We start from the raw sequence: 12,412 nt of genomic DNA, 5'->3' as shown, positions 1-12,412 counted from the left end.
AAAAGAATCCGCTTAAATATCATTCATCGTAAGGTCAGGGATTGTTGAATTAAAATTAACAATGGAGTCAAAACGTGCGTCTGAGCAATGTTTTTCTTATCGTTGGCCCGCTTTTCACCTGCAAAATGGCATTCTGCTTATGGCTCAAGACCCCTTGCCAGCCGTGGGCTGAAACAAAATCACAGAAGTGTGATTCTGTTCAAATCAGTTGTGACTGCAGTGTTAAATTTTGTTCAAAACTGATTGCCGTTAACGCGGATTACAAATAGATTCAATATTCCCTTTCGACCAATAAGCGGAGCACGCAGGCGATGAATTCGATTTTTACGGAAGAAAACCTGCTGGCATTCACCACCGCAGCGCGGTTTGGCAGTTTCAGCAAAGCGGCTGAAGAATTGGGCGTGACCACGTCGGCGATTAGCTACACCATCAAGCGCATGGAGACAGGGCTGGATGTGGTGCTGTTTGTGCGCAATACGCGCAGCATTGAACTGACCGAATCGGGCTTTTACTTTTATCGCAAAGCGACCGATCTGCTGAATGACTTCCACGCGATTAAGCGCGGGATAGACACGATTTCTCAGGGAATTGAAGCGCGGGTGCGTATTTGTATCAACCAGCTTTTATATACCCCGCGCCATACGGCCAGGCTACTCCAGGTGCTAAAAAAGCAGTTTCCTACCTGTCAGATTACGGTGACGACTGAGGTGTATAACGGCGTCTGGGATTCCATTATTAATAATCAGGCAAATATTGCGATTGGTGCGCCGGACACGCTGCTGGATGGTGGAGGCATTGATTACACCGAAATTGGGGCGATTCGTTGGGTGTTTGCGATTTCCCCCCAGCATCCGCTCGCATTTGCGCCCGAACCCATCGCCGAAAGCCAGCTCCGGCTTTATCCGAATATCATGGTCGAAGATACAGCGCATACCATCAATAAAAAAGTGGGATGGTTGTTACACGGGCAGGAGGCGATTCTGGTCCCGGACTTTAACACCAAATGTCAGTGTCAGATCCTGGGCGATGGGATTGGTTTTTTGCCTGAACATATGGCGCGAGAAGCGATGGAAGATGGGCTGCTGGTTACACGTCGGATTAACAATCCGCGCCAGGACTCACGTATGTTGCTGGCAACACAGCATGCGGCGACCGGTCAGGTCACCCGCTGGATCAAACAACAGTTTGCCCCGCAGGGAGTGCTGACCGGAATTTATAGCGATTTACTCTGGCGAACGTAAAATCTAATTGCGGGTTTGCACCCAGAAAGCGTGAATCAATCCTGGGATATACCCCAACAGGGTCAGGACGATATTAAGCAGGAATGCCCAACCAAAACCTTTGCCAAGCAGCACGCCAAGCGGCGGTAAAATAATCGTTAAAACAACACGCCAGAAACCCATACATTCTCCATACAAACTAAGCAGGTAATTGTAAAAAAAGAGATTTATCTCTAAGCGTAGCGAGTTTAGCGTGTTCCGCCACCCCGCAGCTGCGCTTTTACCCTCCTTTACCCTCTTTACACTGATAGAGACTGGCGATTAAGGGGTAAACCGGCGTTACCACTGTACCGAGCCTGACACGTGGGCTAAGGTAAAGGTCACTAAACGAGGAGGATGTTATGTTTTCTGTTGGCGATCTTGTGCAACCGCGTATGGGCGGCCCGAAACTGAAAATCGTTGAAGTGCATGACGATCAAATTATCGCTGTTCAGGCGAGTCAGGAGCAGGGAGAGAAGTACACGTTGAAGGCGGCGGATGTGACGCTGTATAAAGAAGACGGCGATTTCGGCGTTTGCTAATACTCAGGGCGGTGAAAAACCGCCCTGCAATACATCACGATTAGATTAAGAAATCTTCCAGTGATTTACCGTTCGCCAGTGCAGTTGCAATCGCTTTCGGTGTACGACCCTGACCTGTCCAGGTTTTTTCTTCGCCATTCACATCCGTAAAACGATATTTCGCTTCACGAGCCTGACGTTTCTGCGGCTGGCTTGCGCCTTTTAACACTTCTTTACCCAGTAAGTCTTCTGGAGAAATACCGTCCGCTTTCATCAGCTCCAGCAGCGCATTAATTTTCTGCTGCTGTTCAGCCTGCTGCTGTTGCATTTCGTTTTGCTCATTACGTTTTTCTTCCGTAACAATGCGGAATTTCTCCAGCATTTCTTCGAGCACGTCAATTGAGAAGTCACGCGCCATTGCGCGAAGGGTACGGATATTATTAAGATTTTGTAACATTGAAGACATATTACTGAAGACCTTTTATGAGTTGATTCAATGAGCAATAGGACAACATGGTAATCCACTTTACTTTGAATATCCAGTTTCATTCCTTCCTGACAATTATTAAGGATATTCAAAAAATAGTTATTTAAATATTGTTACTTTTTATTTTCATCATTTAATGCATCTTCATTTTATTCATCACACAATTTTTTAAAATTATAACTCCGCTATTTTGAACAGCCGTACCGCGTCCCAACCCTGACAACTGACTAATCAGTCACCTTATCCGCATAGAACACCCATTGAGCCTGCAGAGTTTTTGACTGCTTTTACCGTACAAAAAGAACATTCATCATAAATGGTGTATTTTTTGAACGGTAGAAAGAACAGCCTGCTAATTGAATGCTGAAAATTCTCTCGCCCTTAATAGATAAAAAATTAAGTAATTGATAATTATCACTATTAATAACCACAAAACAGAAATCACCAGCGCGATGAAAAAGCAGATGTTTTTAGAGAATTTTATGGGAAAAACGCCACTTAATAAAAATTAATCACTCATTGTGCGTCAACAGGCAGAGAGATACTCTATACGCATCAAACAAAACAACCTAAAGCACCATCCGCCGCGGGTATAATCTCTGTACTGTGTTCTTCTCAAGGAGTTTGGACATGTTCTCACCGCAGTCTCGCCTGCGCCATGCAGTTGCAGACACTTTCGCGATGGTTGTCTACTGTTCCGTAGTGAACATGCTGATCGAGATATTCCTCTCCGGAATGTCTTTTGAGCAGTCGTTTTCTTCCAGGCTTGTGGCCATTCCGGTCAATATCCTTATTGCATGGCCGTATGGTTTTTACCGTGATGCGATCATGCGCATCGCGCGCAGAACCAGTCCATCTGGCTGGATGAAAAACCTGGCAGACGTGCTGGCGTATGTGACATTTCAGTCACCGGTTTATGTCGCGATTTTGCTTACAGTCGGTGCTGACTGGCATCAGATTGCTGCGGCCGTCAGTTCGAATATTGTGGTGTCAATGATGATGGGCGCGGCCTACGGCTACTTCCTTGACTACTGTCGCCGGTTGTTCAAGGTGAGTCAGTACACCACGTCTAAAGCGTGATCGACTGCGACTGGCTATTGCCAGTCGCGTGCTTATTGCGCTTCGCCAAACAATCCTTGCAGAAATCGCTCCAGCGCCATGCGGGAGCTAAAACCGTGCGGAATACCGTAATGCTCATGTCTTTCACCCGCTAAATACAGGGGGAATTCCTGATAATGATCGCAGGTTTTGATATCCGAGGCTGGCTCAGCAAATGACAAACTTCTGTCTTTCAAGGTCGGGTGAATAATCAGCGCCATGCGACCCATTCGAGCCTCGCGATTAACATAGACATAATTATCGCCACGGCGATAACCGTATGTTTTTTGTGTGACTGCATCCATGATGAAACCCGCTTTTTCAAGAACGCGCGCCACCTCATCGGGTCGTAAATACATATTTTATCCTCGTTATCTTTTACTGCCGGGCAACCTTACATTAATCCGCATTCGTAGCGCTTTCAGATAAATCCATAAACGGCGAGATTCGTCACGACTCGCTTCAGATATTAAAATCATGGGCTAAACTGAATGTGAACGCAAAATTATGGAGGATCGTATGTTTAACAGACCGAACCGAAACGATATTAATGACGACGCTCAGGATATTCGTAATGATGTCAGCCAATTAGCTGACACGCTGGAAGATGTTTTAAAATCCTGGGGCTCAGATGCAAAGGAAGAGGCGGATGTCGCCAGACGTAAGGCTCAGTCTTTGCTACGTGAAACCCGTGCGCGCATGAATGGCCGCTCTCGCACTTCGCAAGCGGCGTGCGATGCCATCGGATGTGCAAGTACGTTTGTTCGTGAAAAACCGGTGTGTGCGATTGGTACTGTCGCCGCCGTCGGGATTTTTATCGGCGCGCTACTGACGCTACGTAAATAATTCCGCACTGGTATTATTAATGAACCCTCGTTCGCCCTCGCGAGCGGGGGTTTTTATTTTTATGCCGACAAAATCGCCACAACTCCCATGTCATCTGCCCTGCACCGCTGCGCTCATCATTACCGCCCAACCAATTCAATTTTCCCATATCTTGTGTGGTTGAAACTTACATCAACTACATCTAGTATTTCCTTTAACAAGACACACACAACCTGACGCGTTCAATCGCGCCGTTCTCTCATTCTAGATGGAAATACGAATCATGAGCATTACTATTTACACTCGTAACGACTGTATTCAGTGCCACGCGACCAAGCGGGCGATGGAAAGCCGCGGCGTTGAGTTTGAGATGGTGAATGTGGATTTAGTCCCTGAGGCCGCCGACACGCTTCGCGAGCAAGGTTTTCGCCAGTTGCCAGTGGTGATCGCTGGCGAAACCAGCTGGTCAGGCTTTCGCCCGGACATGATTAACCGCCTGCAAACCCAAGCCGCCAGCGCATGAGTGTGCTCGTCTACTTCTCCAGCAGTTCGGAAAACACGCTCCGCTTTATCGAGCGTGTCGGGCTGCCCGCCGTGCGCATTCCGCTTAACGAACGCGAACGAATTCAGGTAGACGAACCTTATATTCTGGTGGTCCCCAGCTATGGCGGTGGCGGAACGGCGGGCGCGGTGCCGCGTCAGGTCATCCGTTTTCTCAACGATCCCCATAACCGGGCGCTGATTCGCGGCGTTATCGCGGCAGGCAATCGCAACTTCGGCGACGCCTTCTGTCGTGCCGGGGACCTGATTTCTCAAAAATGCGGCGTGCCGTATCTCTATCGTTTTGAACTGATGGGGACACAGCAGGACGTCGAAAACGTGCGTAAAGGAGTGAACGAATTTTGGCAACGACAACCGCAGAACGCGTAATGCAGGGATCAACGGATTACCACGCGCTGAATGCCATGCTTAACCTCTACGATCGCGAGGGGCACATTCAGTTCGGGAAAGATGCCGAGGCGGTGGACGCCTTTTTTGCCGCCCACGTCCGCCCCAACAGCGTACCGTTTGCCAGCCAGGACGCGCGTCTCGACTATCTGGTGAGCGAAGGGTATTACGAAGAGCGCGTGCTCACTCGCTACGATCGTCCCTTTGTGCTGAATCTGTTTGAACGCGCCCACGCCAGCGGTTTTCGTTTCCAGACGTTCCTGGGCGCGTGGAAGTACTACACCAGCTACACGCTCAAAACCTTCGACGGTAAGCGCTACCTCGAAAGCTTTGAAGACCGCGTGTGCATGGTAGCGCTGACGCTGGCGCAAGGGGATGAAAACCTGGCAGAGCAGCTGATGGACGAAATGCTTTCCGCGCGTTTTCAGCCTGCCACACCGACGTTCCTGAACTGCGGCAAAGCGCAGCGCGGCGAGCTGGTGTCCTGTTTTCTGCTGCGAATCGAAGACAATATGGAGTCGATTGGCCGCGCGGTGAACTCTGCCCTGCAATTATCAAAACGCGGTGGCGGCGTTGCGTTTCTGCTTTCCAATTTGCGTGAATCCGGTGCGCCGATTAAGCGCATCGAGAACCAGTCGTCGGGCGTTATCCCGGTGATGAAAATGCTGGAAGATGCGTTTTCCTATGCCAATCAGCTGGGAGCGCGTCAGGGCGCAGGCGCGGTTTATCTGCATGCGCACCACCCGGATATTCTGCGTTTTCTGGATACCAAGCGTGAAAACGCCGATGAAAAAATTCGTATCAAAACCCTATCGCTGGGCGTGGTTATTCCAGATATCACCTTCCAGTTAGCGAAAGAAAACGCCGAGATGGCGCTGTTTTCGCCCTACGATATCGAACGCATTTACGGCAAACCTTTTGGTGACGTGGCGATCAGTGAACTCTACGACGAACTGGTCGCCGACGATCGCGTGCGCAAAAAATTCATCAACGCCCGTGATTTCTTCCAGGCGCTTGCCGAGATCCAGTTTGAGTCTGGCTATCCGTACATCATGTATGAAGACACGGTGAATCGCGCCAACCCAATCGCTGGGCGCATCAATATGAGCAACCTGTGCTCCGAGATTTTGCAGGTTAATAGCGCGTCGACCTACGACGAGAATCTGGATTACGCGCACACCGGCAAAGACATTTCCTGCAATCTGGGCTCGCTGAATATTGCCCATACCATGGATTCACCCGATTTTGGCCGTACCGTCGAAACGGCGATCCGCGGGCTGACGGCGGTATCGGATATGAGCCATATCCGCAGCGTGCCGTCGATTGAAACGGGAAATGCCGCTTCACACGCCATTGGGCTTGGGCAGATGAATTTGCACGGCTATCTGGCCCGCGAAGGGATCGCCTACGGCAGTCCGGAGGGGCTGGATTTCACCAACCTCTATTTCTACACCATCACCTGGCATGCGCTGAATACTTCGATGATGCTGGCTCGCGAGCGCAACCAGCGCTTCGCCGGGTTTGAAAAATCCCGTTACGCCAGCGGTGAGTATTTTAATCAGTATCTGGAAAACAGCTGGCAGCCGAAAACCGAGAAAGTGCGTGCGCTGTTTGCCCGTGCAGGCGTCACGTTACCCACGCGTGAAATGTGGCAGCAACTGCGTGACGACGTGATGACCTTCGGCATCTATAACCAGAATCTGCAGGCGGTTCCGCCGACCGGATCGATCTCGTATATCAACCACGCGACGTCGAGCATTCACCCGATTGTCTCGAAAATTGAAATCCGTAAAGAAGGCAAAACCGGTCGCGTTTATTACCCCGCTCCGTTTATGACCAACGAAAACCTGGCGTTGTATCAGGATGCCTACGAAATCGGGCCGGAGAAAATTATTGATACCTACGCCGAGGCCACGAAGCATGTCGATCAGGGGCTGTCGTTAACCCTCTTTTTCCCCGACACCGCCACCACGCGCGACATCAACAAGGCGCAGATTTATGCCTGGAAAAAGGGCATTAAGACGCTGTACTACATTCGCCTGCGCCAGCTTGCGCTGGAAGGCACCGAAATCGAAGGCTGCGTGTCCTGCGCGCTGTAAGGAGAAAGGATGAAACTGTCACGCGTAAGTGCCATCAACTGGAACAAGATTCAGGACGATAAAGACCTGGAGGTGTGGAACCGCCTGACCAGCAACTTCTGGCTACCGGAAAAAGTGCCGCTGTCGAACGATATCCCGGCGTGGCAAACGCTGAGCCACGCCGAGCAGCAACTGACGATCCGCGTGTTCACGGGCCTGACGCTGCTGGACACCATTCAAAATAGCGTAGGGGCGCCCGCGCTGATGGGCGATTCGCTCACGCCACATGAAGAAGCGGTGATGTCGAATATCAGCTTTATGGAAGCGGTGCATGCCCGGTCGTACAGCTCGATTTTCTCGACGTTGTGCCAGACCAAAGACGTGGATGCTGCCTATTCCTGGAGCGAAGCGTCAACCTCGCTGCAAAGAAAAGCCCAGCTGGTGCTGGAGTATTATCACGCCGATGATCCCTTAAAGAAGAAAATCGCCAGCGTGTTCCTGGAATCTTTCCTCTTCTATTCTGGTTTTTGGCTGCCGATGTACTGGTCAAGCCGCGGCAAGCTGACCAACACCGCCGATCTGATTCGCCTGATCATTCGGGATGAAGCGGTACATGGCTATTACATTGGCTATAAGTATCAGAAAGGGCTGGAGAAAATCAGTGAAGTAAAACGGGAAGAACTGAAAGGGTTTGCGCTCGATTTGCTGATGGATTTGTACGATAACGAGCTGAGTTATACCGAAGAGTTGTACGCCGGAACAGGCTGGGAAACGGATGTGAAAGCGTTCCTGTGCTACAACGCCAACAAAGCGCTAATGAACCTCGGCTATGAAGCGCTGTTCCCACCGGAAATGGCCGACGTGAACCCGGCGATTCTGGCTGCCCTCTCTCCAAATGCCGACGAAAATCATGATTTCTTCTCCGGCTCAGGTTCGTCTTATGTGATGGGAAAAGCGGTGGAAACCGAAGATGCAGATTGGGATTTTTGAGACAAAATATAGCGCTCATTAATTTAATATAAATCCTAAAATCTCCGACTTATATTTCCCCATCATCTACACTGTCATCCTGGCTTCATATTCACCTGAATCATTCCGATTCAGGTGGAATTCTCCTGTGGATTGACAAAAATATCAGAAAAATTCGACCGACGCTCAGCCCTTATCTCATGGGAAATTCAGCCGTTTCGCTTGTTGCAAAATTCAGACCTCAAGCCTGGCAAGGGTTGTCTCAGATTCTGAGTATGTTAGGGTAATGACGGCTAATTATTTCCACTGGTAATGATATCGACATAGATAAATAACAGGACAGACTCTATTGCATGGCAATTAAATTAGAAGTTAAAAATCTGTATAAAGTATTTGGCGATAATCCGCAGCGAGCCTTCAAATATATTGAAAAAGGACTTTCAAAAGAATTAATCCTGGAGAAAACAGGGCTTTCGCTTGGCGTTAAAGACGCCAGTCTGGCCATTGAAGAAGGCGAGATTTTCGTCATCATGGGATTATCCGGTTCGGGTAAATCCACCATGGTACGCCTTCTCAATCGCCTGATTGAACCCACTCGTGGACAGGTGCTGATTGACGGCGTGGATATCGCAAAAATATCCGATGCTGAGCTGCGCGAAGTGCGCAGGAAAAAGATTGCAATGGTCTTCCAGTCATTCGCGCTAATGCCACATATGACGGTATTGGATAATGCCGCCTTCGGTATGGAATTAGCGGGAATCCCTGCGGCTGAGCGCCAGGAAAAAGCGCTGGATGCATTGCGTCAGGTTGGGCTTGAAAATTACGCTCACGGTTATCCGGATGAACTCTCGGGCGGTATGCGCCAGCGTGTGGGTTTGGCCCGCGCATTAGCGATTAACCCCGATATCTTATTAATGGATGAAGCCTTCTCGGCGCTCGATCCTTTAATTCGTACCGAGATGCAGGATGAACTGGTAAAACTTCAGGCAAAACATCAGCGCACCGTGGTGTTTATTTCCCACGATCTGGATGAAGCCATGCGAATTGGCGACCGTATTGCCATTATGCAAAATGGCGAAGTGGTTCAGGTCGGCACCCCGGACGAAATTCTGAATAATCCGGCAAATGATTATGTGCGGACCTTCTTCCGTGGCGTAGATATTAGCCAGGTCTTTAGCGCCAAAGATATTGCCCGTCGCGCGCTGAACGGCATTATTCGTCGTACGCCTGGTTTTGGCCCGCGATCGGCGCTGAAGCTGCTACAGGATGAAGACCGTGAATACGGCTATGTGATTGAACGCGGTAATAAATATGTTGGCATTGTCTCCATTGATTCACTGAAAAGCGCGTTAAGCGACAATCTGGGAATCGATGCGGCGTTAATTGACGCTCCGCTTGCCGTGGACGCCGAAACACCGCTCAGCGAGTTGCTCTCTCATGTGGGTCAGGCGCCGTGCGCCGTACCGGTTATCGGAGAAGAACAACAATACGTCGGCATCATCTCAAAACGGATGTTGCTGCAGGCTTTAGATCGCGAGGGGGCAAACAATGGCTGATCAATCAAACCCGTGGGGAACCACAGAATCCGCAGATAACGCAGCACAATCGGCAGATGCGTGGGGTTCTTCGACGCCCGCGCCTACCGATGGCGGCGGCTCAGCAGACTGGCTGAACAGTGCGCCAGCGCCTGCGCCGGAACATTTCAATATTATGGACCCGTTCCATAAAACGCTGATCCCGCTGGACAGCTGGGTGACGGAAGGGATCGACTGGGTGGTGACGCACTTCCGTCCGGTGTTCCAGGGCATTCGCGTGCCGGTGGATTACATCCTGAACGGCTTCCAGCAAATGTTGCTGGGCATGCCTGCACCAGTGGCAATCATGCTGTTCGCCCTGATCGCCTGGCAGTTCGGTAGCGCAGGAATGGGGATCGCCACGCTGATTTCACTGATTGCGATTGGCGCTATCGGCGCGTGGTCACAGGCCATGGTTACGCTGGCGCTGGTGCTTACCGCCCTGTTCTTCTGCATCATCATCGGTTTACCAACGGGGATTTGGCTGGCGCGCAGTCCGAGGGCCGCCAAAATCATCCGGCCACTGCTTGATGCGATGCAGACCACACCGGCGTTTGTCTATCTGGTACCGATTGTCATGCTGTTCGGTATCGGTAACGTGCCGGGTGTCGTGGTGACCATTATCTTCGCCCTGCCGCCGATTATTCGCCTGACGATTCTGGGTATTAACCAGGTGCCAGCCGATTTGATTGAAGCTTCGCGTTCGTTCGGCGCAAGCCCGCGACAGATGCTGTTCAAAGTCCAGCTACCGCTGGCCATGCCCACCATTATGGCGGGAGTTAATCAGACGCTGATGCTCGCCCTCTCCATGGTAGTGATCGCCTCGATGATCGCCGTTGGCGGGCTTGGCCAGATGGTACTGCGCGGTATTGGCCGTCTCGACATGGGTCTGGCGACCGTGGGCGGCGTGGGGATCGTGATCCTCGCCATCATTCTTGACCGCCTGACCCAGGCTGTCGGTCGCGATTCACGCAGTCGCGGTAACCGTCGCTGGTATCAAACCGGTCCTGTCGGTCTGCTAAGCCGTCCATTCACGAAGTAATCCTGTCAGCACCCGATGACACAGTGCCATCGGGTCTTCAACTCATGAACTTTACGCAAAATTATTCAGGCTGCATCGCGGCGGCAAACGAATGAATCCCCAGGAGCGTACAGGTCGTACGTGACTGGGGTGAATGAGTGCAGCCAACAAAGAAGTAGCCTGAATAATGAAGTGTAATAAGGAACAACGATGCGACATAACGTACTTTTTGCCACAGCGTTTGCCACCCTTGTCTCAACCAGCACATTTGCGGCTGATCTCCCGGGCAAAGGCATTACCGTTCAACCGGTTCAGAGCACCATTTCCGAAGAGACGTTCCAGACTATGATCGTCAGCCGCGCGCTGGAAAAACTGGGCTATACGGTTAATAAGCCAAGTGAAGTGGATTACAACGTGGGCTATACCTCGATCGCCTCTGGCGACGCCACGTTCACCGCCGTTAACTGGAAGCCGCTGCATGATGATATGTACGCTGCTGCGGGCGGGAGTAAAAAATTCTATCGCGAAGGGACATTTGTGACCGGTGCGGCGCAGGGCTATTTGATCGACAAGAAAACCGCCGAGAAATACCACATCACCAATATCGAGCAGTTGAAAGATCCGAAGATCGCCAAACTGTTCGACACCAACGGTGACGGTAAAGCCGACATGATGGGCTGCTCCCCAGGCTGGGGTTGTGAAGCGGTGATTAACCATCAGAACAAAGCGTTCGATCTTGAGAAGACCGTTGACGTGAGCCACGGGAATTACTCGGCGATGATGGCGGATACTATCGCGCGCTTTAAAGAAGGCAAACCGGTTATCTATTACACCTGGACTCCGTACTGGGTGAGCGATGTGTTGAAGCCGGGTAAAGATGTGGTGTGGCTGCAGGTGCCGTTCTCCTCTCTGCCAGGCGAGCAGAAAGATATCGACACCAAGCTGCCGAACGGCATGAACTATGGCTTCCCGGTGAATACGATGCATATCGTGGCGAACAAAGCCTGGGCAGAGAAAAACCCGGCGGCAGCGAAACTGTTCTCGGTGATGAAACTGCCTCTGGCGGATATCAACGCGCAGAACGCGATGATGCATGAAGGCAAATCGTCCGATGCGAATATTCAGGGTCACGTTGACGGCTGGATCAAAGCCCACCAGCAGCAGTTTGATGGCTGGGTGAAAGAGGCGCTGGCCGCACAGAAATAGTCTTTTCCATGGGGTTGAATTAAAGCCCTTTGGCATTTTATTGCTTAAAGCAATGAAATACCCCGAAAGGAATGATCCGCTACAGCGATGCCCAGGTCCGGCTGTAAATCGCTGAGTCGTTGACCGAAGGCCGGGGCGACGCGCAGGGAAGCGCGGAGAGGGCGTGACCTGCATGGATGCAGGATCGCGCCCGACCCGAAGCCGGAGGGAATAAGACGAGGACAAAATTGCCGAGAGCAATTTTGAACAGCGCTCGCGCTGGCCCCGAAGGGGCGAGCCCCATGGATGGGGCGAGTAATCCGCGAAGCGGCGATTTTCTTGCCGGGAGCCGGGATTGTTAAGGGGGCGGCGATGTATGAACCGGTCACATGGGTTACAGATCTGACCGGTCACATAGGTAACACTTTTTGACTTAATCGGCCCGGA

General features: G+C 51.1%; 14 protein-coding genes. 11 read left to right on the top strand and 3 right to left on the bottom strand.

Going from position 1 to position 12,412, the window contains the following annotated elements:
* The first annotated feature begins 311 nt into the window (after positions 1–311).
* Positions 312–1,241, top strand: a complete 930-nt coding sequence (locus AC07RN_RS18410; protein ID WP_015960140.1) for a LysR substrate-binding domain-containing protein — start codon at positions 312–314, stop codon at positions 1,239–1,241.
* 3 nt (positions 1,242–1,244) lie between these two features.
* Here AC07RN_RS18410 and AC07RN_RS18405 read toward each other — a convergent pair whose 3' ends face one another.
* Positions 1,245–1,403 carry a YqaE/Pmp3 family membrane protein gene (locus AC07RN_RS18405; protein WP_015960141.1) on the bottom strand — a complete coding sequence of 53 codons (159 nt, stop codon included), beginning with the start codon at positions 1,401–1,403 and terminating at the stop codon, positions 1,245–1,247.
* Positions 1,404–1,621: 218 nt separating this feature from the next.
* Here AC07RN_RS18405 and AC07RN_RS18400 point away from each other — a divergent pair, with 218 nt between their 5' ends.
* Positions 1,622–1,801, top strand: coding sequence for a hypothetical protein (locus AC07RN_RS18400; RefSeq protein WP_015960142.1), 180 nt, complete (start codon positions 1,622–1,624; stop codon positions 1,799–1,801).
* 40 nt (positions 1,802–1,841) lie between these two features.
* On the opposite strand, the gene stpA is transcribed toward AC07RN_RS18400, so the two are convergent.
* Positions 1,842–2,246, bottom strand: coding sequence for a DNA-binding protein StpA (stpA, locus tag AC07RN_RS18395; RefSeq protein WP_015960143.1), 405 nt, complete (start codon positions 2,244–2,246; stop codon positions 1,842–1,844).
* Between the two features lie 651 nt (positions 2,247–2,897).
* On the opposite strand from stpA, the gene alaE reads away from it, so the two are divergent.
* Positions 2,898–3,347, top strand: coding sequence for an L-alanine exporter AlaE (gene alaE / locus AC07RN_RS18390; RefSeq protein ID WP_235133918.1), 450 nt, complete (start codon positions 2,898–2,900; stop codon positions 3,345–3,347).
* Positions 3,348–3,379: 32 nt separating this feature from the next.
* Here the strand turns inward: alaE and AC07RN_RS18385 are convergent, their stop codons facing one another.
* Positions 3,380–3,724: a DUF2002 family protein gene (locus tag AC07RN_RS18385; protein WP_015960145.1), complete on the bottom strand. Its 345-nt coding sequence runs from the start codon at positions 3,722–3,724 to the stop codon at positions 3,380–3,382.
* Positions 3,725–3,884: 160 nt separating this feature from the next.
* Between AC07RN_RS18385 and AC07RN_RS18380 the strand changes: the two genes are divergently transcribed.
* From AC07RN_RS18380 to proX, 8 genes are all read left to right on the top strand, one after another.
* A complete protein-coding gene (locus AC07RN_RS18380; protein ID WP_235133919.1) occupies positions 3,885–4,211 on the top strand; it encodes an ElaB/YgaM/YqjD family protein in 327 nt (108 codons plus the stop codon).
* Between the two features lie 247 nt (positions 4,212–4,458).
* Entirely contained in the window at positions 4,459–4,713 is a 255-nt protein-coding gene (gene nrdH / locus AC07RN_RS18375) for a glutaredoxin-like protein NrdH (RefSeq protein WP_478337004.1), read from the top strand.
* Entirely contained in the window at positions 4,710–5,120 is a 411-nt protein-coding gene (nrdI, locus tag AC07RN_RS18370; protein ID WP_015960148.1) for a class Ib ribonucleoside-diphosphate reductase assembly flavoprotein NrdI, read from the top strand. The genes nrdH and nrdI overlap by 4 nt, the downstream gene beginning before the upstream one ends.
* Entirely contained in the window at positions 5,093–7,237 is a 2,145-nt protein-coding gene (gene nrdE / locus AC07RN_RS18365; RefSeq protein ID WP_478337003.1) for a class 1b ribonucleoside-diphosphate reductase subunit alpha, read from the top strand. The genes nrdI and nrdE overlap by 28 nt, the downstream gene beginning before the upstream one ends.
* 9 nt (positions 7,238–7,246) lie before the next feature.
* Positions 7,247–8,206 (top strand): class 1b ribonucleoside-diphosphate reductase subunit beta, encoded by a 960-nt coding sequence (nrdF, locus tag AC07RN_RS18360; RefSeq protein ID WP_478337002.1) that lies wholly within the window; start codon positions 7,247–7,249, stop codon positions 8,204–8,206.
* A 332-nt stretch (positions 8,207–8,538) separates the two neighbouring features.
* The gene (proV, locus tag AC07RN_RS18355) at positions 8,539–9,741 is read left to right on the top strand and encodes a glycine betaine/L-proline ABC transporter ATP-binding protein ProV (RefSeq protein ID WP_478337001.1); all 1,203 of its coding nucleotides are present in this window, start codon (positions 8,539–8,541) and stop codon (positions 9,739–9,741) included.
* Positions 9,734–10,801 (top strand): glycine betaine/L-proline ABC transporter permease ProW, encoded by a 1,068-nt coding sequence (gene proW, locus AC07RN_RS18350; RefSeq protein ID WP_478337000.1) that lies wholly within the window; start codon positions 9,734–9,736, stop codon positions 10,799–10,801. Before proV ends, proW begins: the two co-directional genes overlap by 8 nt.
* 189 nt (positions 10,802–10,990) lie before the next feature.
* Positions 10,991–11,986, top strand: coding sequence for a glycine betaine/L-proline ABC transporter substrate-binding protein ProX (proX, locus tag AC07RN_RS18345; protein ID WP_015960153.1), 996 nt, complete (start codon positions 10,991–10,993; stop codon positions 11,984–11,986).
* Positions 11,987–12,412: the final 426 nt, after the last annotated feature.

This window comes from Lelliottia sp. GFLA7 (assembly GCF_056490165.1).
Note: the sequence above shows the minus strand (reverse complement) of the source record. Positions and strands in the feature narration are given on the sequence as shown.